Annotated in this window: 20 protein-coding genes and 1 tRNA gene; 6 read left to right on the top strand and 15 right to left on the bottom strand. The window is 56.5% G+C overall.

Annotated features, from left to right (window positions below):
* The first annotated feature begins 25 nt into the window (after positions 1-25).
* Positions 26-304, top strand: a complete 279-nt coding sequence (locus GFB49_RS13820; RefSeq protein WP_246149726.1) for a hypothetical protein — start codon at positions 26-28, stop codon at positions 302-304.
* A 14-nt stretch (positions 305-318) separates the two neighbouring features.
* On the opposite strand, the gene GFB49_RS13815 is transcribed toward GFB49_RS13820, so the two are convergent.
* The gene (locus GFB49_RS13815; RefSeq protein ID WP_153216473.1) at positions 319-771 is read right to left on the bottom strand and encodes a DUF302 domain-containing protein; all 453 of its coding nucleotides are present in this window, start codon (positions 769-771) and stop codon (positions 319-321) included.
* A gap of 102 nt (positions 772-873) precedes the next feature.
* On the opposite strand from GFB49_RS13815, the gene hisF reads away from it, so the two are divergent.
* Both hisF and GFB49_RS13805 read left to right on the top strand, forming a co-directional pair.
* Positions 874-1,635, top strand: coding sequence for an imidazole glycerol phosphate synthase subunit HisF (hisF, locus tag GFB49_RS13810; protein ID WP_153216472.1), 762 nt, complete (start codon positions 874-876; stop codon positions 1,633-1,635).
* Between the two features lie 10 nt (positions 1,636-1,645).
* A complete protein-coding gene (locus tag GFB49_RS13805) occupies positions 1,646-1,963 on the top strand; it encodes a phosphoribosyl-ATP diphosphatase (RefSeq protein WP_153216471.1) in 318 nt (105 codons plus the stop codon).
* A gap of 6 nt (positions 1,964-1,969) precedes the next feature.
* Here GFB49_RS13805 and GFB49_RS13800 read toward each other — a convergent pair whose 3' ends face one another.
* From GFB49_RS13800 to rlmB, 3 genes are all read right to left on the bottom strand, one after another.
* On the bottom strand, positions 1,970-2,395 hold the full coding sequence (locus GFB49_RS13800) for a CoA-binding protein (protein WP_153216470.1): 426 nt from the start codon (positions 2,393-2,395) through the stop codon (positions 1,970-1,972).
* Between the two features lie 228 nt (positions 2,396-2,623).
* Positions 2,624-3,085, bottom strand: coding sequence for a YHS domain-containing (seleno)protein (locus GFB49_RS13795; protein ID WP_153216469.1), 462 nt, complete (start codon positions 3,083-3,085; stop codon positions 2,624-2,626).
* A gap of 201 nt (positions 3,086-3,286) precedes the next feature.
* The gene (rlmB, locus tag GFB49_RS13790) at positions 3,287-4,072 is read right to left on the bottom strand and encodes a 23S rRNA (guanosine(2251)-2'-O)-methyltransferase RlmB (RefSeq protein WP_153216468.1); all 786 of its coding nucleotides are present in this window, start codon (positions 4,070-4,072) and stop codon (positions 3,287-3,289) included.
* A 119-nt stretch (positions 4,073-4,191) separates the two neighbouring features.
* On the opposite strand from rlmB, the gene GFB49_RS13785 reads away from it, so the two are divergent.
* Positions 4,192-4,275 (top strand) — tRNA-Tyr (locus GFB49_RS13785).
* Between the two features lie 153 nt (positions 4,276-4,428).
* On the opposite strand, the gene GFB49_RS13780 is transcribed toward GFB49_RS13785, so the two are convergent.
* The 8 genes from GFB49_RS13780 to GFB49_RS13745 all read right to left on the bottom strand — a co-directional run bounded on the left by GFB49_RS13780 (position 4,429) and on the right by GFB49_RS13745 (position 12,224).
* Positions 4,429-4,944, bottom strand: coding sequence for a DUF2478 domain-containing protein (locus GFB49_RS13780; protein WP_153216467.1), 516 nt, complete (start codon positions 4,942-4,944; stop codon positions 4,429-4,431).
* Positions 4,945-5,050: 106 nt separating this feature from the next.
* Positions 5,051-5,839, bottom strand: a complete 789-nt coding sequence (gene bioC, locus GFB49_RS13775) for a malonyl-ACP O-methyltransferase BioC (RefSeq protein WP_153216466.1) — start codon at positions 5,837-5,839, stop codon at positions 5,051-5,053.
* Complete coding sequence (locus tag GFB49_RS13770; RefSeq protein WP_153216465.1) at positions 5,836-6,453, bottom strand: pimeloyl-ACP methyl esterase BioG family protein; 618 nt, start codon at positions 6,451-6,453, stop codon at positions 5,836-5,838. Before GFB49_RS13770 ends, bioC begins: the two co-directional genes overlap by 4 nt.
* A 3-nt stretch (positions 6,454-6,456) precedes the next feature.
* Entirely contained in the window at positions 6,457-7,752 is a 1,296-nt protein-coding gene (gene bioA / locus GFB49_RS13765) for an adenosylmethionine--8-amino-7-oxononanoate transaminase (RefSeq protein ID WP_153216464.1), read from the bottom strand.
* Positions 7,749-8,384 (bottom strand): dethiobiotin synthase, encoded by a 636-nt coding sequence (gene bioD / locus GFB49_RS13760; RefSeq protein ID WP_153216463.1) that lies wholly within the window; start codon positions 8,382-8,384, stop codon positions 7,749-7,751. The genes bioA and bioD overlap by 4 nt, the downstream gene beginning before the upstream one ends.
* Positions 8,381-9,520 carry an 8-amino-7-oxononanoate synthase gene (locus tag GFB49_RS13755; RefSeq protein WP_153216462.1) on the bottom strand — a complete coding sequence of 380 codons (1,140 nt, stop codon included), beginning with the start codon at positions 9,518-9,520 and terminating at the stop codon, positions 8,381-8,383. Before GFB49_RS13755 ends, bioD begins: the two co-directional genes overlap by 4 nt.
* Positions 9,520-10,497, bottom strand: coding sequence for a biotin synthase BioB (gene bioB, locus GFB49_RS13750; RefSeq protein WP_153216461.1), 978 nt, complete (start codon positions 10,495-10,497; stop codon positions 9,520-9,522). The genes GFB49_RS13755 and bioB overlap by 1 nt, the downstream gene beginning before the upstream one ends.
* A 194-nt stretch (positions 10,498-10,691) precedes the next feature.
* Positions 10,692-12,224, bottom strand: a complete 1,533-nt coding sequence (locus GFB49_RS13745) for a calcium-binding protein (RefSeq protein WP_153216460.1) — start codon at positions 12,222-12,224, stop codon at positions 10,692-10,694.
* A gap of 365 nt (positions 12,225-12,589) precedes the next feature.
* Between GFB49_RS13745 and GFB49_RS13740 the strand changes: the two genes are divergently transcribed.
* Positions 12,590-14,836 (top strand): molybdopterin-dependent oxidoreductase, encoded by a 2,247-nt coding sequence (locus GFB49_RS13740; protein WP_153216459.1) that lies wholly within the window; start codon positions 12,590-12,592, stop codon positions 14,834-14,836.
* 34 nt (positions 14,837-14,870) lie between these two features.
* On the opposite strand, the gene GFB49_RS13735 is transcribed toward GFB49_RS13740, so the two are convergent.
* Positions 14,871-16,676: a methyl-accepting chemotaxis protein gene (locus GFB49_RS13735; protein ID WP_153216458.1), complete on the bottom strand. Its 1,806-nt coding sequence runs from the start codon at positions 16,674-16,676 to the stop codon at positions 14,871-14,873.
* Positions 16,677-16,684: 8 nt separating this feature from the next.
* Entirely contained in the window at positions 16,685-17,680 is a 996-nt protein-coding gene (locus GFB49_RS13730) for a cytochrome-c peroxidase (RefSeq protein WP_153216457.1), read from the bottom strand.
* Positions 17,681-18,512: 832 nt separating this feature from the next.
* Here GFB49_RS13730 and GFB49_RS13725 point away from each other — a divergent pair.
* The gene (locus tag GFB49_RS13725) at positions 18,513-21,305 is read left to right on the top strand and encodes a bifunctional aconitate hydratase 2/2-methylisocitrate dehydratase (RefSeq protein WP_153216456.1); all 2,793 of its coding nucleotides are present in this window, start codon (positions 18,513-18,515) and stop codon (positions 21,303-21,305) included.
* 167 nt (positions 21,306-21,472) lie between these two features.
* Here the strand turns inward: GFB49_RS13725 and GFB49_RS13720 are convergent.
* A protein-coding gene (locus GFB49_RS13720) for an IS3 family transposase (RefSeq protein WP_153216455.1) occupies positions 21,473-22,650 on the bottom strand; the annotation gives its coding sequence in 2 pieces (ribosomal slippage) (positions 21,473-22,404 and positions 22,404-22,650; 1,179 coding nt in all).
* Between the last annotated feature and the right edge of the window lie 373 nt (positions 22,651-23,023).

The raw sequence follows: 23,023 nt of genomic DNA, 5'->3' as shown, positions 1-23,023 counted from the left end.
TCCCCCAAAGAGCGGGCGGCGCGTTTTGTACCGCCTGTTTGTCGTTTTGACCCTTGCTCCCATTGGTGTTTGGCTCCTGACTGTGGTCGGGGTAATTATTCTGGGAGCCGGGTTTAACTGCACCATCCACGAAGGCTTTGCCAATCCATGTATGGTTCTGGGCCGCGACATCGGTGAAACGGCTTATGGGCTTGGTGTCTTTGCGGCGTGGGGGCCGCTATTTGTGCTGCCCATATCCCTGGGCATGGCAATCTTGTGGGGCGCTTTTACTTTGGTTGCCCGCCTGTGGGCGCGCAACCGGTGACGATCCAACAGGGATCACTTGCTTGCGGCTTTGGCCGTCAGCTTGCCCAGAGCCCCAGCCATTTTCGCCAGATACTCAGCCTCGGTGGTGATACCGTCAAGCTTGCTCAAAGTGGCTGCGGGTGCCTCATAGGAGAGCCAGACATCGCCCGCATCATCGGCGTAGACCAGAACCTTGAGCGGCAAGAACAGCCCCGCTAGCGCATCATCCTGCATCGCAGGCGTACCAAGTTTAGGGTTGCCGAAAATCAGCAGCTCGGACGGGGCAAGTTCCAGCCCAACTTTTTCCGCGCCACCGGCATGATCGACCCGCGCAAAGACGGTTGCACCCGCACCGTTTACGGCAGCTTCCAGCGCGTCCATCGTGGTGGGGACATCATGCGCCGATTTCACGCGCTCAATCTCTCCGGCTTGAACCAATGCTGGCATCACAATCGCTCCCACAACAGCAGCTCCAAATTTGTTCATCTCAATCTCCCAATCTACACCGCAGTCAAAACGCACTGCGCACTGGCGTTTTAGAGCCGAACATCCTAGAAGCATTGCGAAAAGGCACAGGATCACGAAAATATGCTCAAGACCCGGATCATCCCCTGTTTGGACGTGGCCGATGGCCGTGTGGTCAAAGGTGTGAACTTTGTTGGCCTGCGCGATGCAGGTGACCCGGTGGAAAGCGCTAAGGCTTATGATGCAGCGGGCGCGGATGAGATCTGTTTTCTGGATATCCATGCGACGCATGAAAACCGCGGCACTATGTTTGATGTGGTCCGGCGGACGGCGGAACAGTGCTTTGTGCCGCTGACAGTTGGCGGCGGTGTGCGGACAAAAGACGATGTGCGCGCGTTGTTGCTGGCAGGGGCTGACAAGGTTTCGTTCAACTCAGCCGCCGTAGCAAACCCGGATGTGATAGCCGAAAGCGCCGATCAATTTGGCAGCCAATGCATTGTCTGCGCCATTGATGCCAAGACGGTTGCGCCCGGCAAATGGGAAATCTTTACCCACGGCGGCCGCAAAGAAACCGGGATTGATGCCGTTGAGTTTGCCAAATTGGTAGCATCCAAAGGGGCCGGAGAAATCCTGCTGACCTCGATGGATCGCGACGGCACCAAGTCGGGCTTTAACCTCCCCCTGACGCGCGCGATTTCAGATGCGGTTAATATCCCTGTGATCGCCTCGGGCGGGGTCGGCAATCTGGATCACCTGGTGGAAGGCGTCACCCAGGGCGGTGCATCGGCTGTTTTAGCTGCGTCCATCTTCCACTTTGGCGAATACACCATCCAGGAAGCCAAAGAGCACATGCAGGCCGCTGGCATCCCCATGCGCCTGACCTGAGGAGACGTTGATGACCCTGCTCCATGATCTGGAAGCCACCATTCTGTCACGCAAATCCGCGGATCCTGACAGCAGCTGGACCGCGAAACTGATGGCCAAAGGCCCCGAAAAATGCGCCGAAAAATTTGGTGAGGAAGCCATTGAGGCAATCATCGAAGCGGTGAAAGACGACAAGCACAAGCTCGCCTCAGAAGGCGCGGATGTGCTTTATCATTTTCTTGTTATGCTGGCCGCTCGCGATGTGGCGCTGGACGATGTGCTCAAGGTGCTGGCCGAGCGTCAGGGTCTAAGCGGCATTGCGGAAAAAGCAGCCCGCCCCACAGCCTAGGCGCGCCTAGACAGCCATCAGGCGCGGATACTCGATCTTGGGGCATCGATCCTGGATCACGGTCACGCCACGGGCCTCAGCCAGCGCTGTGGCGTCTGCATGGGTGATCCCGAGCTGCATCCAGATCGTCTTGAGGTTTGGAAAAGCCTCCAGCGCGTCTGCAACGATCTGCGGCACAGCCTCAACCTTGCGAAAAATGTCGATCATATCCACCGGTTCGGCGATGTCGCTGAGCTGAGCCCGGACCGTTTGGCCAAACAAGGTCTGCCCTTCCAGACCGGGATTCACTGGAATCACCTTATGCCCCATCTCTGTTAGAAATTGGCCGACGTAATGCGCAGGACGTTCCGGTTTTGCCGAGGCACCGACCAAGGCGATGGTCCTGGCTGTCTCCAGCGCGTGGCGGATGGTCTGGTCGTCGTCAGAGGCCATATCAATTGTCCAAATCAAATGCGGGCTTTACCGGGGCAGACCACCAATAAAAATGCGCCCAGTCAATACTGGGCGCTGAGTACGGAACGAGGGACAGTGAAAAGATCTGCGGTGGTTCCACTCCGCAGTCCTGCCATACTAGATGGGTCGCATTTCAAAAAGTTAAAGGCCCACTCTCAAAATCGTGAGCAATGCAATCAGTGAGTTAGAGGACCCGCGCAACGCAACCTAGTCACGCAAGATCTCGGGCCAGTTTTCCTGCGCAGCACTCAACCGTTCCTGACGCGCCCCATTCCAGCGCACCTGAACCTCGGGGCTGTGCAGCATAAACAGCGCTCCATCGCGAATTTCAAACGCGTGTGGATCGCCAGACACCAGCTTGCCCACCGAAACCCCATAGGCGCAATACCCGCCAAATTGCGGCGCATAGGCGCGCGGATTGGCTTCAAAGATCGCTTGATGTTCCGCAGAGGAAAACAGCCACGTCACCCCTTTCCACATCACCGCATAGGTGGTCTGGCCCTGCAGCGGCTCGTCGTGGCGAAAGAAGGAGACCGGATCATAACCGCCGATCGCATATCCAAGATCCTGATAATAGATCGTATGCGCCAATGACCGACGCTCAGCCAAAGCTGCAACCGGCGCCAAGGCCAGTGTCAATCCAATCAGAGAAGCCGAAACAAGCTGCATAACAAGTGGTTACCTAAAGGGCGGGGATCGCCGGATTTTGGATTCGATTCAGGTCTCCAAAAAAGACATATCTGCTGCAGCGATCAAGGCAGGTCGCGAATATGTGATAGAAAAACACTATTGAGAGTACAAACACACCGAGTTGAAGCCCGCTCAACTCGGTGTGTTGCCCGAAGAATGAACAATTCGCACCACGAACCGTTATTTTCCTGCCCCGCGCAACGACGCATAGAGCGCGATCGCCGCAGCGTTTGAAACATTTAACGACCCAAACCCGCCTGCAGCGTCGATCTTCACCAGTTTGTCGACGGTTTCCTTGGTTTTCTGGCGTAAGCCCGGACCTTCTGCTCCCAAAACCAGTGCAACCGGATCGCCTGTACGCCCTTCCAATGCCTCTTCGATGGTCTCTTCGGCCTCACCGTCGAGCCCGAGAACCAGAAATCCCATCGACTGGAGCTCGGTGATTGTGTCGGCCAGGTTGCGCATCCGCAGATAAGGCTGACGCTCTAGCGCGCCGCTGGCGGTTTTGGCCAAGGCTCCGGTTTCCGGGGCCGAGTGATGGCGGGTGCCAATCACGGCGCTTGCGCCCAAGACTTCAGCAGAACGCAGGATCGCCCCAACATTGTGTGGATCTGTCACCCGATCCAACAGAAGGACACGCGGCACCTCTGCACCAATGCAGTTATCCGCCAATCCGCCCCAGGCCAGTGGCTTGACCTCAAGCACAGCGCCCTGGTGGACTGAGTTCGGATCAATTGGCGCTTTGAATTTGCGGGGATCCACCAGTTCCGGCTCGATACCGCTTTCGGCGATGGCATCGGCCAGCTTGTCGCGCGCATTCATCGTCACCATCAGGCGCAGTTTCTCTCGCTTTGGGTTCAGCAGCGCATCACGCACAGCATGCAACCCAAACAGCCACACAGTCTCCGCCGCAGCGGCTCGCTTGGCCTGTTCTTTTTCGACGACCCACTTGGGTTTCTTTGACATTTTCCGCTCCGGACAAAATTTTTCGGGTCATCGCAAAAATCTTGTGATTTTCGTGTTGACGCCAGCAGGTGGCGGTATTAATCACGCCTCCACGTCAGGTGCAACACAGACCTGACAGTGGGCGACAGGCCGCAAGGTGTGGCAGGGGACTGTAACTCCCTCGCGGAGACGCACGCCTGGTTCGATTCCAGGGTCGCCCACCATTTTCACTCTTTTGAAAAATAATTCAAAGGTGAAAATGGTGGTCATGTTTTACCATAAAAAATACATCCCAGGTTTATCCACAGGATTGCGCGAACATCGCACTGCGGCCAAGATATTGATTTAAAATCAGAATTTTCCGCCACCTGCGCGATCTACGCAGGCTCCAAACAGTTTTGCACCCAGGCCACCAGCCCATCCACATCTTGAGGCGCAGCTTCAGCGATCCCACCGCTGAATTCATGGAAGGCCTCGACGTTTACGCCGTTCACCCCTGAAATCACCGGGATCCCGCGCTCCAAGGCCTCAGCAAAAACGACACGCATGCCGCGTCCGTCGGCCTCATGTTTGCCAAATTTATTTACCAGCAAAATCTGCGGCGCTGGTGTCTGATTGAGGCGCTCTTGGACCAGGGCGACCGCGCGCTCCAGCGCTTCGGGGTTCAGGCGGCATCCACGTGATTCCTTGCCCAAGGATTGCGAAATGCGGATTGTCTCTCCGTCCGGCAGAACCTTCACATCCATGTCGCAGAGTTCGGTGTCGCAGGTTTCCTGATTGGTTTGAACGATCCCTGCGGTTTCAATGCCCAATTCCGCAAGACGCTCAGCCAATGCGCTCAGCAGCCGGTCGGTTGCGCCACGTTCCGCGTTCATCACATAGGCCAAATGCATTATCAGCTTCCTTGTCTCGTCCAATCCTGCGTCGCGCTCACCAAAGCTAGCAACTCAATCGAAGAGTCGCCAGAGGGCGCGACAATGCGCGCAGGCATGCGTGGGCTTATTGCTTCTGTGCGATCATCCAGACAGCATCATAGGTCAGCGGCAACTGTCCCGCCGCACCGAATGTGTCGCGATACTGGTCTTCAAAGGCCCTCAGGTGGGCGCGTGTCCAATGCTGGCCCGAACGCGCGTTAACACCAGTTCCGCGCAGGTGACGCAGCACCGCGCGGGCATCGGGAAATTGAAGCGTTATCGGCGCCTGCTCTGCCGACATCGCAACAAGACCTTGCGGCAGCCAATCCTGCAATTCATCAAGATCACTGTAATTCGGAGCGGCTGAGACAGAGCCAAGCGCGATCAGCTCCTGAAAATGCGCTGTGCCAAAAGTCGACAGCGCCAGCCAACCGCCCGGACGCAGATGGTCACACAGACGACGCAGCACGTGCGGCCCATCCTCCACCCACTGCAGGGTCGACCCCGAACAGATCAGATCCAGTTGATCTGGCAGGTCCAACTGCTCAATGGCCCCGGACGCAAAGGTCACCTGTGCGCCATTTCCTTCGGCCATGGGGCAAGCGATGGCTTCTGCATCGGGTACGAGATCATTTAACAGCAACCGCTCTATGTCCAGAGATGCGGTCAGAGCTTCGGTCACATGACCGGTGCCACAGCCGAACTCAAAGGCGTGCGGCACCGTGTGGGTGCCCCGTGCTTCCAGCAGGCGGGCCACCAGTTCCTGAGCGATCTGTTTCTGGGCGACCGCTGCGCCGTGATAGGTCGCAAGCCCGCGACCAAAGGACTGTTGGACCTGACTGCGATTGCTGAGGCTGCGCGGATGATCCTTCATACCCAAAACGCCTCCCAGCTGGTGAAATGGCCAAACGGCGCATGGGGGCCATCAAAGGTCTTGAGATCGCGATCCGCCCACGCCGCCTCCATCGCCGCAAGCGCAAAGATTTGATCCTGCTCGGCTGCCCAGACCCGATCGAAACCCGGATCTGGAGCTGGACCGCGGGCTTCGACAGCAATCAGCTCATCCCGTCGCGCGTCAAGGTCGATGTGGGCTTCAGGCAAACTGCGGCCAAACACACGGTGTTGAAACTGTTGGTAGCTCTCCTGCGTGAGGCCCTGAACCGTGCGCGCGTAAACGCGTGGCGCAATGCCCAGCCGACGGTCCACTGGCGACAGGCTGCCACACAGGGCGACCTTGTGCCGGAAGACATCTGGACGACCTGCATTCCAGTGCCCAAAGGCCGCGACACCAAAAGACCAGGCCACCAGATCAACAGCCCCATAGCCATCCAACGCGGGCAACTCAGCCTCCACGCAGCGGTAGTCGTCGACAAAAAAAACGTCCCGGTCCGCTGGCAATGCCGCAAAGGGCGCAGGGCCAACGGCCCAGCCACCAAAAACCAACACGGCCTCAGACTTGGCGTTATGATGCAGCCAGCGCCCGTTCATGCGTCACAGCTCCCGCGCCAGACGCAACATGCCGACACAAATCCGGCTCAGCTCGTCTGGGGAGGTCACAAAGGGCGGCATGGTATAGATGTTCTTGCCAAAGGGGCGCAGGAAAACGCCCATCTCTTTGACACGGGCATGGGCCGCATCTGCACTGACCTGATGCCGCATCTCAATCACCCCAATCGCACCTAGGACACGCACATCAGCCACATTTGGCAGATCGCGCGCCGGGGCCAGCTCTTGTTCCATCTGGGTGGCAATCTCAGCCACGCGGGACCGCCAGTCCTGGCCCGTCAGAACGTCCAGCGCGGCTTTGGCTGCGACACAGGCCAAAGGGTTCGCCATATAGGTTGGCCCATGCATAAAGATGCCGGGATTGCCGCCACCAATCCCCGTTGCAACCCGGTCATTGGTCATCGTGCAGGCAAAGGAAATATGGCCGCCCGTCAGCCCCTTGCCCAGACAAATGATATCCGGCTCGACAGCGCAGAAATCCGTGGCAAAAAGCTGGCCCGTGCGGCCAAAGCCGGTGGCGATTTCATCAAAGATCAACAGAATGCCCAAATCATCACAGATCTGTCGGGCCTGGTTCAGATACTCAGGGTGGTAAAAATACATCCCCCCGGTGCCCTGCACCACCGGCTCAAGGATCAGCGCAGCGATCTTGTCACAGCCGTTTGTCAGGCAGCGCTCCAGCTCGGCCAGGCCGTTGGCCTCGGGGTCTTCTGGCCAGTCCTGAGCCAGGGTAACGGGCGGGCGGGACACAAAGTGCTGCACGCTGAGCGCGCCCTGGAACAGGTGGTGCATGCCGGTGTCCGGATCACAGACGCTCATCGCTTTCCAGGTATCGCCGTGATAACCCGAACGGATGGTGGCAAACTCGCTTCGGCCCGCTTGGCCCATGGCGTGCTGGTATTGCACCGCCATTTTCATCGCGACCTCCACCGAAACAGAGCCGCTGTCGCAATAGAAAATCCGCGAAAGGCTGTTTGGCGTGATCTCAAGCAGTTTAAGCCCAAGATCAATGGCCGGGTCATGGGTCAGCCCGCCAAACATCACATGCGGCAGGCGGTCCAACTGGTCATGCATCGCTTGGGTGATATGCGGGTGGCGGTGGCCGTGCATCATGCACCACCAGGACGACATGGCATCAATGACTTCTGTGCCATCATCCAATGTCAAATAGACGCCCTGGGCCTCTTTTACGACAAACGTCGGGCCGGGCTTGGTGACATTGGTATATGGGTGCCACAGATGGTGCTGGTCAAACGCCAGTGGGGGCAGCGGGTTGGTCATGGCATCTGCTCCAACGGTTGACGGATCCGGTCCAGATCCAGCGTAGAAGCCACCGTGGAGGCCAGCACATCAGAGGTGATCGTTTCCATGAAAGGCATTCGGCCCAAATGGGTCACAGCGCCAAAGTTGCAGATTGTCGCTTCAACCTCTGGATCCGGGTCGCCAACAAAGACAATGCCAACCACCGGAACCCGGGCTTCGCGCAAAGCGCGCAGGGACAGAAGGCTGTGATTGATCGTGCCCAAGGCAGTGCGTGCGCACAGAACCGTAGGCGCGCGCCAACGGGCAAAGAGGTCCAGATAGAGCATCTGACGATTGAGCGGCACCAACAGCCCACCCGCACCTTCCACCACAAACACCCCGTTGCCTTGGGGAAGAACGAGGCGTGTGGGGTCAATTTCAACCCCTTCAGCCTCGGCCGACAGATGCGGGGATGCCGGGCGCGTCAAACGGTAAGCTTCTGGCAGGACTGGTTGCCCGGTCAGGCGCGCCACAACCTCGGTGTCTGTTTCCTCTTCGAGACCGGATTGCACCGGTTTCCAATAGGTCGCACCCAGTGCCTGTGTCAGCCCTGCCGCGACGACGGTCTTGCCAATGCCGGTATCGGTGCCGGTGATAACCAATGATGTCATGGATGCACCTCGCGGAGTTGCGCGAGGTCTGAGAACATCGACGAGATGACCTCGGCGCTGGTGTTGAGAGTTATGGAGATCCGCAGACGGGCGGTGTTGCGTGGCACCGTTGGCGGGCGAATGCCGCGGATGTCATAACCGATTTCCTGCAGGGCTGCAGCCAGCGCCATGGTGGGTTTATCCGCGCCTATGACAACCGGTAAAATCTGGCTTTTGAAGCCAGAAAGGCCACAAAGCCGCGCGGCCTCCCGATGGGCATGGTCCAGCGTCGCGTCCGCGCGGCGTCGCAGGTCGCGGTTCTCTGCCACTTCCCGCAGCGCGGCACGCACAAGGGCTGCATTCAACGGCGAAGGTGCCGTGGCATAGATGAAGGCGCGCGCCTTGTTGATCAAGGTCTCAACCAAAACCCGTGCACCACAGATCAGTGCGCCCGAAACGCCCAGCGCCTTGCCACACGTGTGTAGCGACAGGACATTGGGGTGATGGGCCACGGCGTGCGCCAAACCGCGCCCGCCTGCGCCCATGACACCGGTGGAATGCGCCTCATCCACAACCAGAATGGCGTCATTCTCTTGGGCCAGCTGAAACAGATCCGCAATCGGAGCCTTGTCGCCATCCATGGAATAGACCGCCTCCACTGCGATCCAAACACGCCCCGAACCACCTTCGGCCCGCCAATCCCGGATCGCATTTGCCGCGGCCTGCACATCGCTGTGGGCAAAGGCGCGGGCCTCAGCCCGGCCCAACCGCATCCCATCATGGGTGCTGGCGTGGATCAGCGCGTCATAAAGCACCAGATCCCCCTGCTGTGGCAGGCTGGAAAAAATCGCCAGATTGGCATTAAATCCGCCACCCATAAAAAGCGCCGCCTCAGTTCCAAAAAACGCTGCTGCGTCCTCTTCCAGGCAGGCGTGTTCATGGGCATTTCCGCGCAGAAGGCGCGCGCCCCCTGCCCCGACCGGAACACCCCGCGCAATCGCATCCGCCGCGGCGGCGCGCAGCACATCGCTGTCCGCCAACCCCAGGTAATCGTTGGACGCAAAATCATGGCCTGCGCGCGGCAAAAGCTGGCGATACCGCCCGCGTTCCTTTAAACGATCCAACGCCTGACTGTGCCGCGCGAAGAGATCCGCCATCAGCGGCTGCCGTCGCAGCCCGCTGCCATTGCGGTGATGCCCAGTCGGTTAAACAACGCTTTGTCGTTGTCTTCTTCGGGGTTATCCGCTGTCAGCAGCGTATCCCCGACAAAGATCGAATTGGCCCCGGCAAAGAAACACATGGCCTGCATTTCATCCGTCATTTCGGTTCGGCCAGCAGACAGGCGCACATGGGATTTCGGCATCAGGATCCGCGCCAAGGCGATGGTGCGCACAAATTCAATGGGGTCCAGTTTTTCGACATCCGCCAGCGGCGTATCTGCAATTGGGATCAACTGGTTGACCGGCACAGAATCCGGATGTTCATCCAAAGTAGCAAGAGCCAACAGCATATCGATGCGGTCCATCTGCTGCTCGCCCATGCCAACGATCCCGCCAGCACAGACTTTGATCCCGGCCTCTCGCACGCGGTTCAGCGTCTCGATCCGATCCGCAAACGTGCGGGTGGTGATGATCTCTTTGTAGTAACGCTCAGAGGTGTCGATATTGTGGTTGTAATAATCCAGACCTGCGTCACGCAGACGGAAGACCTGATCTTCCTCAAGCATGCCGAGGGTCATGCAGGTTTCCATGCCCAGATCTTTGACGCCGTTGATCATCGCCTCAAGCGCATCCATGTCGCGGTCCTTGGGCGAACGCCATGCTGCGCCCATACAGTACCGGGTGGCACCGGCTTCCTTGGCCTTTTTGGCCTCGGATATCACGCGCTCGACTTCGATCAGCTTCGCAGCTGAGAGCTTGGCTCCGTTGCGCGCGGATTGAGAGCAATAGGCACAGTCTTCCGGGCAGCCACCGGTTTTAATCGACAACAGTTTGGACATTTGAACCTGGTTGGGGTCAAAATGTTCACGATGCACGGTCTGAGCCCGGAACAGCAGATCCATAAAGGGCTGGTTGTAGATCTTCTCGGCTTCCTCACGCGTCCAGTTGGTGCGAATAGGGGCTGCATCCAGCATTTGGATCTCCTGCGGCTACTTTATCTATAAAAACTCACCGCATCCGCGGCGCGCTTCCAGTTTTATAGATAAAAACACAGATACGGATCAAGCATCCTTTTTCTGCGAGCGCAAACAGGCTGAAACCGAACAGACTGAAACCACTGAAGCGGTCGACATTGTTTGATGCCGACCGCAGAATTTACAGCACAATGTTAGAACAGGTAGTCTTCCTGCCCTTGAATGGAGATCAAGCCATTCTGCACCTCAATATCATTGGCATCCAGCGCATAATCCTGGAACCGGATCTGGCTTTCATAGGCGGTGCCCGTCCCCACCGTCAGAACAGAATCCGCGCCGTCCTGTGACAGATCCACGCCGACAGAGATCAAATCGACCAGGTAAATGGAGACCTGATCACCCGCCTCAAAATCGCCGATCACGTCAGACCCAAAACCGATTTCGTGCCCGCCAGACCCAAAGATTTCAAAGTCAAAGAAATCAGCGCCGGCGTCGCCCTGAAGATAATCGTCGCCAAGTCCGCCGGACAACACATCCGTGCCATTTCCCCCAAAGAGCTCATCGTCGCCCTGATCGCCATACAGGAAATCCGCGCTGCTGCTGCCATAAACGGTGTCATCTCCCGCTGCAGCGGTGACGACAAATCCATTCGCGGCAGTGCTGAGGAGGACGTCGTTTGACACGATGCCGCTTTGATGCCCTTGGAAAGAGAACTCAAAATCAAATGCGCCACCGACCGGCAACTGGTACGGGTCAACAAAATAGTTCTCCAAGGTGACGGAGCTTTCCAACGCCGTGCCTTCGGAGAAGGTGAGAATCGTGTCCGTGCCGGTAAAGCTGGCCGAAACCGTGACCGGTTCGACGCCATAGTTGAACACGGTCAACAGATCTTCGCCATCGAAATCCGTCACAGTATCGTGGCCAAAGCCCCAGCCGCGCGCGCCATAGTCATCCTGACCTTGGACAAATTCAAAACGGTCATCGCCGCCACGACCGCTCAGCACGTCATTGCCCTGACCACCATCCAGGAAGTCGCGCGCATGGCCACCGACCAGTTGATCATTGCCAGCCTCGCCAAACAACCGGTCATTGCCCGCGTTTGAGCCCAACAATGTGTCATTGCCCGCACCGCCAAACAGATAGTCCAGCCCGTTGTTCGCGATCAGCTCGTCATTACCGGCATAGCCAAACAGGCTCTCATTGCTGAGTGTGCCGATGATAATGTCATCTGACACCACGCCGTCCGCAAAGCTTGTGAGATTAAACTCCGCCCCCGGAAAAATAGCACCGGTGATGGCTCCACTGTCGACCAGGTAGTTTTCCAGTGTGAACGTGCTTTCAGCATCTGTGCCCTGTGCAAAGGTCAGATAAGAATTGGTGCCATCAAAGCTGAGATCGATTGTGACCGGCGCGCTGCCGTAATTCAAAACACTGAGATTGTTATCATCCGCACCAAAGTCCGCGACGGTATCATTACCAAAACCGTATCCGTCGCCAAGTTCACCGGCAAACGTATCACGGCCTTCTCCGCCAACCAGAACGTCATCGTTAGCGCCGTAGCCACCGGACAAATAATCATTGGCACCCAGACCAAAGATCGTGTCATTCCCCGCGCCGCCAACGAGGAAGTCCCCACCGCTGCCGCCAGAGATTACTGGCTCGACATCAGATTTTAAAACACTAATTTCATTAAACAAATCTGTTACACTTTGATTTTCGGTAGACATAGCATCCCTCCTAAAAAGTGAGGTTAGAAAGACGCCCAAATTCTTAACAAACTATTAAAACGGAATGCAAAAACCAGACAAATCTGCGAAAATTTCAACCTCACGAATATGTTATGAAAGGCATGTCACAGGCCAGAAAACCCACCCACAGAAAGCTTTTCTCTCCCGCTTCAGATTTCAAAATATCAACGATATGAAGACTCAAGCAAACTCCTGTTACGAACTGTATGGGGTCCCAAAATTCGCGCCCCTCAACACCGGATGAGCCGTCGCGCGTGTTTTTTCATGGCGAAAACCAGACCCATATGTTTAGGAACAAAACTGCGCATTTACGCTGTGCGTCCAAGATCGAAGGGGGTTCGCCCATGTCATCAGCTGAAACCAAAACACTGATAACCTCCAGCCATTGGGGCGCGATGGAAGTGGATGTACGGGATGGGCAGATCGTCGCCGCGCGCCCTTTTGCGGGGGATGCAAACCCGCCGGGTATCGCGAATATTCTACCAGAAGCCGTGCACCATTCGTCACGCGTCGCACGGCCGTCAATTCGACGCGCGTGGCTTGAACGCCGCGATCGATCTGGGCGCGGAGATGGTGATTATGTTGAGCTGCCCTGGGACGAGGCGCTGGACATCACCGCCACGGAAATCGCCCGCATTCGCGACACACATGGGAATGAGGCAATCTTTGGCGGCTCCTATGGCTGGTCTTCCGCTGGACGGTTTCACCACGCGCAAAGTCAGGTCCATCGGTTTTTGAACGCCATCGGCGGCTATGTGAAATCCTTTGGCAGTTATTCCACCGGCTGCGCACAATCAATTATGCCGCATGTGTTTGGCATCTCATTTCTAAAGTACACATACGAGTCGCAGGACAGCTGGCAAACGATCCACGACAACACGGATACGCTGGTGATGTTTGGCGGGATCAACCCCAAGAACAGCCAGGTGTCGATGGGCGGGATCACTGAACATGTGACCAAGGATTGGTTTGACCGTTTCGCGGCCAAGGGGATGACCCGGATCAATATCGGCCCGCAGCGCAGTGACGCACCAAAGGGTTGTGATTGGATACCCTGCCGCCCCGGATCTGACACGGCTTTGATGCTGGCGCTGGCCTATGTGCTGGAAGAGGAAGGGCGCACGGATTACGGCTTTCTGAACCGCTACACCGTTGGATTTGACCGGTTCCGCCCCTATTTGATCGGGGACAGCGACGGCCAGCCCAAGACGCCGGAGTGGGCCGAACAGCACTGCGGCGTACCGGCCGAGGACATCCGCGCCCTGGCGCAGCGCATGTCTGAAACCCGCACGTTGATCACCGTAGCCTGGTCCCTGCAACGGGGAGAACATGGCGAGCAGCCATATTGGATGAGCGCGGTTCTGGCAGCGATGCTGGGGCAAATCGGTCTGCCGGGGGGCGGGGTCGGATATGGTTACGGTGCTATTGGGTCCATTGGGAAAGCGATGAACGGGCCACGCGGCGCGTCCCTGCCCCAAGGGGAGAATGCGGTAAAGACCACGATACCGGTCGCACGGGTCGCGGATATGTTGCTGCAGCCTGGCGAACCTTATGACTTTAACGGAACCCGCGCGCCCTACCCCGATATTCGCCTGGTCTATTGGGCGGGCGGCAACCCGTTTCACCATCATCAGGACCTGAACCGTCTGCATCGCGCCTGGCAGCAGCCCGAAACCGTGATCGTGAACGAACCCTGGTGGACCGCAACGGCCCAGCGCGCAGATATCGTGTTTCCTGCAACCACCCCTTATGAGCGCGAAGACATCGGCCGCAGCGATCTGGATGACTATCTGTTCTTTATGCCGCAGCTTATCCCGCCCGTCGGCGAGGCACGCGATGATTATGAGATCTTCAGCGGGCTGGCCCGGCGTTTGGGTGTCGAAGATAGCTTTACCGAAGGGCGCAGCAGCCACGCATGGCTGACCCACCTTTATGCGGATCTGGAAACCAGCGCGCAGTCTTTGGGGGTCGAGCTGCCCGAGTTTGAGACCTTGAAGTCGCGCAACTGGGTGAAACTGCCGATCGCCGAAACGACGCCGCGCCCGTCCTTTCTGTCGCGGTTTCGCAATGACCCGGATGGCGCACCACTGGCAACCCCCTCTGGCCGGATCGAGATCTTTTCAGAGACGATTGATACCTTTGACTATGACGACTGCCCAGGCCACCCGATTTGGTTGCCGCCGTCGGAATGGCCAGGCAGCGCGACGGCTGAAACACCGTTGCACATGGTCTCTCCGCAGCCAGGCGACAAGCTGCACAGCCAGTTGGAGGCGGCCTTGGCCGACAAAACCGGGGCGCGGCCTGAAACACTGGTGATACACCCGGACGATGCCGTTGAACGCGGGCTGTCAGCGGGGGATCTGGTAAAAGTCTTCAACAGCCGGGGCGCATGTCGGGCCCGCGTTGCTGTCAGCGCGGACATTACTCTGGGCGTTGTTGCCTTGCCGACGGGCGCCTGGTTTGGAAAACCGGGTGAGGCAATCGACCCACATGGAAACCCAAACGTGCTGACCAAAGACATCGGAACCTCGCGGCTGGGTCAGGGATGTTCGGCCCATACCGCGCTGGTTGAGGTCGAAAAAATAGGCTGACCCCGTAAGGTCAGCCCGCATTTTGTGGATCGTTTTATGCCACGTTGCGCTGCTTACCCAGCGGCGCGTTGTTGGAAAAGAACCCCACAAGATCTGACAGACGTTCAGCCTGCTGTCCCAGCTTTTCCAGTTCTGTTGCAGATTGGCGGGCCATGTCAGAGTTTCGGCTGGTCTCTTCATCGAGACCCGAAATCGCCTGCGTGATCTCGCGAATGCTATGCGATTGCTGCTGCGCGGCCGCCGAAATCTCGCTGATCTTGCTGGAAGCCTGCGCCACCTGATCTTCGATCTGGATCAAGGCGCTGCCGGTTGCTTCGACGCTGTCCACGCCTTCGCGCACGTCACGAATGCTCTCATCCACCAATTTCTTGATCTCGTTCGAAGAGTCCGCAACCTTTTGGGCCAGCAACCGCACTTCTGAGGCGACCACCGCAAACCCGCGGCCAGATTCCCCTGCGCGGGCGGCTTCGACCCCGGCATTGAGCGCAAGAAGATTGGTTTGGAACGCAATATCCTCCACCAGAACCGTAATATCCGCGATCCGCTGCGCACCATCCGAGACCTTGCGAATGGCTGAAACTGCAACAGATGCGACTTCACCCCCTTTATTGGCGGCGGTGCTGGCTTCGCGGGACAGCTGGTCGGCAGAGGTTGCATAATCGGCGCTGGAATTGATCGTCTCGGCCATCTCCTGCATGTTCTGCGTGGTCATTTCCAGGGCACTGGCCTGTTGTTCCGTGCGGTACTGCAGATCGGTTGCACCAGCCTTCATCGGCCCCAGTGCAACATTCAGGTGATAGATCGTATCCCGGATCTCTTCGGTCAACTCTGTGAGCTTTTCACCGGTTGTATTTGCGTCGCGCTGCAATTCGGCAAAGACACCTTCGTAGTTGCCCTGAATACGCGCGGACAGCTGACCACCGGCAAAGGATTTCAGAACGCCCGAGGTTTCCGTTGTTGCTTCTTCGATTGCCTCCAGCAGACCGTTAAGACCCGTTGAGATCGCGCGCAGGTCTTCCTGCGGAGAACTCGTTCGCATGCGGACCGACAGATCGCCTTTGGCTGCGGCTGTGACGGTTGCGTTCAGGTTCTCTTGGAACGTCCAGAACTCCGCTTCCAGCTGTTCGGCAGCCTGTTTCATCTGGGCCACCTCATCCTTGGTCGTTTGTACCTCGGCGCCACCAGCCATTTTGCGCAGCGCTTGTGCCACAAGCACCGTGGGCTTTGAAATATTGCGCCCGACCCGCACCGCGTTGACAAAGGCCAGAAGGATCAACAACGCCGTCACTGCGGCCGCGATTTCCATCTGCCACATCATCTTTTGGTTTGCAGTTGCGATCCGAATCCGCGCATCCGCGATGCTTTGCACCAGCACCTGCTCGACCCCAGCTTCGGTCAGTTCGGTGCGCCGCTGCATCCGTTCAATTGTTGGGATCTCGGACGATTGCTCGATCCCCAGCAGAATGTTTGCGTCATTTTTCCACAAAGCTTCATTGATCTCGAGCTGCTCCAAGGCGGCAATCATCGCCTCGGTTTCCGCCTGCGCATGGATCTCGGCCGTGCGTTTCAGCAATCGCTCAGAGTTTTCAAGAAACTCTGCCTGCACTTTGTCCAAATCGGTCAATCTGGTCATATCCAGAACCGACCACAGCAACTCATCCGAGTGTTCAATTACATTCGACAATTCCTTGGCCATCGCAACGGATTGAAACGCGCTTTCCAGAATCTGTTCTTTGTGCTGCGAAGAGACATAAGCCACACCGCCAATTGAACCGGCCCCCAAAATTGCGGCGCAGGCCAAAACAGCGTTACCGGTGAGAATACGTGAAAGGATAGACATGGGTAACCTCAATTCGCCGGAAGAATAGGTGTAGGAAGCAGGGTCTGCCGTTCAGTTAAGCTGTTCATAAAGGCGATCAGATCTTCATATTCCTGATCTTCAAGCTCAACCTGACGCATCATCGGAGAACGTGATGGTCGATCCTCTCCTCCGCTCGCGTAATGGGCAATTACGGAGAAGAGATCCGGTATTTGCCCCGCATGCATATAAGGCGCCCGCAATGCAATGTTTCGCAGCCCCGGTGTTTTAAAGGCAAAACGCGCCATCTCATTTCCAGGATCCAGCGTAATACGCCCCTCATCTTCGGTCGCCAGCCCAATGTCATGGAACGCGTTATCGGTGAAGTTCCACCCCGTATGGCAATCCGCGCAGCCCGCTTTGCCGGTAAACAGCGCAAAACCTCGTTTGGCACTCTCTGAGATGGCGCTTTCATTGCCATCAACCCAATCATCAAACGGGGCCCAACCAGACACGACGGTGCGTTCATAAGTGGCAATCGCCGTCAGGATGGTCTCGCGTGTCATGCCTTCTTGCGGGAAAAGCTGTGCAAACCAATGCGCATACTCATCAACTTCGGACAGGCGCGACACAACCTGTTCAAAAGTCGCGTTCATTTCCACATCGGCTGTGATTGGTCCTGCGGCCTGTTCTTCCAGAGAATGCGCACGACCGTCCCAAAAGAAATGCGGCATCCAGGCCCCGTTCAAAACTGTCGGTGCGTGGCGCGGCAAAGAGGTGTTCATGCCTCCCACCGCCGTTTCGACCGGCGTTTCCCACCCAAAGGATGGGTTGTGGCAGCTTGCGCAGCTCATGTTCTGCGCACCGGACACGCGCGGATCAAAGAAGATCATTTTTCCCAAAGTCGCGATTTGCGGATGATATGGCGCATCTTCAGGAAATGGAATTGTTAGGGGGCGCACATAATCAGAACGGTCACCCGAAGATGCCGCAAATGCTGCCGACGAGAGGAAAAGGAGCAGGCCAGATATTTTCAATCGTTTCATCGTGAACTCGCAAATTCATCCGTTTACGCCGAGAAATTCCACAAAAGGCCTCACGATCAGTTAACGGGCAAAGATTTAAATGAAATATCCCCCCGAAAGCTCCTCCTTTTTTTCAATATTCAAGCACGATTTAAAAAATGTACTCAGAATTCACACAACCCTAAGAATTCACACAAGAAACACATTCCGATATCAATATTCCTTAAATGATATCCAACTGAGAAAACGTCACGCGAGAAGTGAGCCCCCTTCACCTTCTACGTGACGTTTATTAAAATGAAATTGCGCCCACCCTCTAAAGCAATGCCATCATCAATTCACCAGCACGTAAAAACATGCATTTAAAATGCCCCAATTTTGATCCCCCATATTACCCCCCAAAAAACCACTCCCAATTAATTGCAGGTGAAACCATATTAATATTCAGTTTTCGGAGTGCGTTTTAATTGCCATGGCCTTGCGCATGACCCTGTGAACAGGCTGCGTGTCTTGGCACGCACATACGACAGTAACCCTCAGTCCAGGCGAGCGAAATGTGCGGGAAAAGTAGGATATATGGTGATGTCCGCACCGCTCTAAGCCAAAGTTGGAACGATTGAGCACACGCGTCAAATGTAGTAACAGCTTCTAAAGGAAGAGAGTGAATTTTGGAGCCGAATCCGTGGCTCACCCTGGATGTGACGACTTGGCCAGTCTTGCCGAGTGACAGAGCATCTTGCAAAGCCGCCCACCGTGGTATACATCCGCATACAAACGCGCTTGTCGCTGACTCGCCAGACCTTTTTAGATTCAGTGGTCAAGCTTATCGAAACCCATATTCATCGAGGCAGTCATGAGCTTGTACACAGACTACTTAAATGAGATCGAAACGCGCAAAGAGCAGGGTTTGCACCCGAAGCCCATCGATGATGGCGCGCTGACCCAGGAAATCATCGCGCAGATCAAAGATGCTGACAACGCGCATCGCGAAGACTCCTTGCAGTTCTTCATCTATAACACCCTGCCCGGCACCACGAGCGCTGCGGGTGAAAAAGCCAAGTTCCTGAAAGAGATCATTCTGGGTGACGTAAGCGTCCCGGAAATTTCGGTAGATTTTGCTTTTGAACTGCTGTCCCACATGAAGGGTGGTCCGTCGGTTGAAGTCCTGCTGGACATCGCATTGGGCGACAACGCGGATTTGGCGGCACAAGCCGCCGACGTTCTGAAGACGCAGGTCTTCCTTTATGATGCTGACACCGACCGCATCAAAGCAGCCTTTGAAGCAGGCAATGCAGTCGCAAAAGACCTGTTGGAAAGCTATGCCAAAGCAGAGTTTTTCACCAAGCTGCCCGAGATCGACGAAGAAATCGAAGTTGTGACCTATATCGCCGCCGAAGGGGATATTTCCACTGACTTGCTGTCTCCGGGTAACCAAGCGCACTCTCGCGCGGACCGTGAGCTGCACGGCAAATGCATGATTTCCGAAACCGCGCAGCAAGAGATTGAAGCGCTGAAGATCAAACACCCCAATGCCCGCGTGATGCTGATCGCAGAAAAAGGCACCATGGGTGTGGGGTCCTCACGGATGTCTGGCGTGAACAACGTGGCCCTGTGGACCGGCAAGCAAGCATCGCCTTATGTTCCGTTTGTGAACTTTGCCCCAATCGTTGCAGGCACCAACGGCATTTCCCCGATCTTCTTGACCACCGTAGGTGTGACCGGCGGCATCGGCATCGACCTTAAAAACTGGGTCAAGAAAGTTGATGAGGACGGCACTCCGATCCTGAACAACGATGGCAACCCGATCCTGGAACAGAAATACTCTGTTGAGACCGGCACCATCCTGAAAATCAACACCAAAGAGAAGAAGCTCTATAACGAAGCGGGCGACGAAGAGCTGGTCAGCCTGGACTCTTCTTTCACTCCGCAAAAGCTGGAGTTCATGAAGGCAGGTGGGTCCTACGCCATCGTCTTTGGCAAAAAGCTGCAGACATTTGCAGCCGAAGCACTGGGTGTTGAACTGAAATCTGCCTTTGCACCGTCCAAAGAGATCCATGTGGATGGCCAAGGTCTGACTGCGGTAGAAAAAATCTTCAACCGCAACGCGGTTGGTGTGAAATCCGACAAGCCGCTGCACGCAGGCTCTGACGTTCGTGTCAAAGTCAATATCGTTGGCTCTCAGGACACCACCGGCCTGATGACCATGCAGGAACTGGAAGCCATGGCGGCTACCGTTGTGTCCCCGATTGTGGATGGTGCCTACCAGTCTGGCTGTCACACCGCGTCGGTTTGGGACCTGAAAGCACAGGCCAACACACCCCGCCTGATGAAGTTCATGAACGACTTTGGTTTGGTGACTGGTCGCGACCCCAAAGGCGTCTATCACTCCATGACCGACGTCATCCACAAGGTTCTGAACGACATCACCGTGGACGACCGTGCGATCATCATCGGTGGCGACAGCCACACCCGGATGTCAAAAGGCGTGGCCTTTGGTGCGGATTCCGGGACCGTTGCGCTGGCACTGGCAACAGGTGAAGCCTCGATGCCAATTCCTGAATCGGTCAAGGTGACCTTCAAAGGCAAAATGGCAGACCACATGGACTTCCGTGACGTTGTGCACGCAACCCAGGCGCAAATGTTGGAGCAGCACGGTGACAACGTCTTCCAGGGCCGCGTGATCGAAGTGCACATTGGCACCCTTATGGCGGACCAAGCCTTTACCTTCACCGACTGGACTGCCGAGATGAAGGCAAAAGCCTCCGTCTGTATCTCCAATGATGAAACGCTAATCGGCTCGCTGGAGCTAGCAAAGTCTCGCATCCAGATCATGATCGACAAAGGTATGGAGCATGAAAATGGCATGCTTGCTTCCCTGATCGCCATCGCGGACAAGCGCATCGCCGAAATCAAATCTGGCGAAGTGCCAGCCCTGACCCCGGATGAGAATGCAAAGTACTTTGCCGAAGTGGTCGTGGATCTGGACCAGATCGTCGAGCCGATGATCGCGGACCCCGATGTGAACAACGTGGATGTCTCCAAGCGTTACACCCACGACACCATCCGTCCGATCTCTTTCTACAAGGCTGAGAAGAAGGTCGACCTGGGCTTTGTGGGCTCCTGCATGGTACACAAGGGCGACATCAAGATCGTGGCCCAAATGCTGCGCAACCTCGAAAAAGCCGAGGGCTCGGTTGAGTTCAAAGCACCGCTGGTTGTCACCGCGCCGACCTACAACATCATCGACGAGCTAAAAGAAGAAGGCGACTGGGAAATTCTCCAGAAGTACTCTGGCTTTGAGTTCGACGATGCAGCGCCCAAGACAACCGCACGCACTGAGTATGAGAACATCCTCTACCTCGAGCGTCCGGGCTGTAACCTGTGTATGGGGAACCAGGAAAAAGCCGCCAAAGGCGACACTGTTCTGGCAACCTCAACCCGCCTGTTCCAGGGCCGCGTAGTGGCTGACCTGCCTGAGAAGAAAGGTGAATCCCTTCTTGGCTCGACCCCGGTTGTTGTTCTTTCAGCGATCCTTGGCCGCACGCCGACCTTGGAAGAGTACAAGGTGGCCGTTGAAGGCATAGACCTGACCAAATTTGCACCGCCCAAGCAGACCCCTGCGGGTGCAAAATCTCTGCACTTCTAAAGTTCAGAGACACTCAGACAAAAATGGCAGCGACGGGACACCGTGGCTGCCATTTTCTTTGCCCTGTTGCCAAACCATGCAGAGGGCGCAAAAGAAAAACCCACCGGTCGCAGTCGCAACCGATGGGTTTGAGGAACAGTGTGACCCAGCCCCCTGATCCGGGCCGTTCAGGTGTAGAATCCGTTCTTGTTTCTTTCTGTTGATTGGGTTGCGGTCAAGGCTTGCTGAGCGGAGCCCTTGCGGAGCTCAAGCGAGGCAGGCCGGGTGGCACGGTTGAGACTGGCGCAAACGGCTGGAGCCAGCCCGCCAAGTGAAGTGTGTGGTCGTTCAGTGTTGTAGTCGATCCTCCAGGTTTCAATTATCTTTCTGGCTTCGGCGAGATTGCCGAAGATATGTTCGTTCAGGCATTCGTCGCGCAGGCGGCCATTGAAGCTTTCGACAAACGCATTCTGCATGGGCTTTCCTGGCGCGATGTAGTGCCAACCAACGCCAGTGTCCTGGCACCATCGCAGCACAGCATGAGATGTCATTTCCGTTCCGTTGTCGCTGACGATCATGTCGGGCTGACCGCGTCGGCGGATCAGTTCATCCAGTTCTCGGGTCATGCGTGAACCCGACAGCGAGCGATCCACGACCGTAGCCAGTGCTTCTCGGGTGCAGTCATCCACGATGCACAGCACGCGGAACCGTTGGCCGTCTGCGAAGGCATCTGACACGAATTCCAACGACCAGCGCTGGTTTGCCCGTTCAGGCACCAGGATCGGCCTGCACGTGCCCAGAGCCCGCTTACGAGAACGCCTGCGCCGCACGGCCAGCCCTTCCTCGCGGTAGAGCCGGAACAGTTTCTTGTGGTTCACCTCAAAACCCTCTCTGGCCAACAGGATGCCCAAACGGCGATATCCGAACCGACGGCGCTCGTTCGCCAGTTCACGCAGTCGTTTGCGCAGGGCGTCATCGCCCTGATCCTGCATCTCATATTGAAAAACAGACCGATGCAGGCCCGCCAATTCGCACGCCCGACGCTCAGACAGGCCGTGCCGATCCATCACGTCCGACACGGCCCTGCGCTTCACATCAGGCGTCAGTAGTTTTTTGTCGCGAGGTCTTTCAAGGCCGCATTGTCCAGCATCGTATCTGCCAACATCCGCTTCAGACGATTGTTCTCGTCTTCCAGCGCTCTCAGTTTCTTCGCATCGGACACGTTCATGCCGCCAAATCTGGCTTTGTATTTGTAAAACGTTGCATCGCTGATGCCGTACTTCCGGCACAGCTCTTGGGCTTTCACACCGGCTTCGTATTCTTTGATCATCCCAATGATCTGTTCGTCTGAAAATCTGCGTTTCATAGTCCATCCTTTGCTTGGACGGATTACTAACACCTCAGTGGCCGGAATTCAGGGGGCTGGGTCAAAGCGTCTTCTATCGTTGCCGCAACCGATGGCAATCCGCGAACTATAGCACGGATACGATAGAGGCCCCATTTGTCCGCGGTCGCGGCTCGAATATCGTTTGATGACACGCAAAAAGTCTCAATGCCTTGCGGCAAGTTGTAGTTCCTTTCTCGATTGGAAAAATGTCCGCAACCCCGCCGCGAACCGAGAGCGAAGACGCTCTGCTCTATGATGGCTCAAGTATACACAATTTGCCGTAAAAAAGCCAGCTAACTGCGAAAAAGGGTCACCTTCTTGAGGATCGACCAACCTAGCTTCATGAGCCGCT

This window comes from Tritonibacter litoralis (assembly GCF_009496005.1).
Lineage (GTDB): Bacteria > Pseudomonadota > Alphaproteobacteria > Rhodobacterales > Rhodobacteraceae > Epibacterium > Epibacterium litoralis.
Note: the sequence above shows the minus strand (reverse complement) of the source record. Positions and strands in the feature narration are given on the sequence as shown.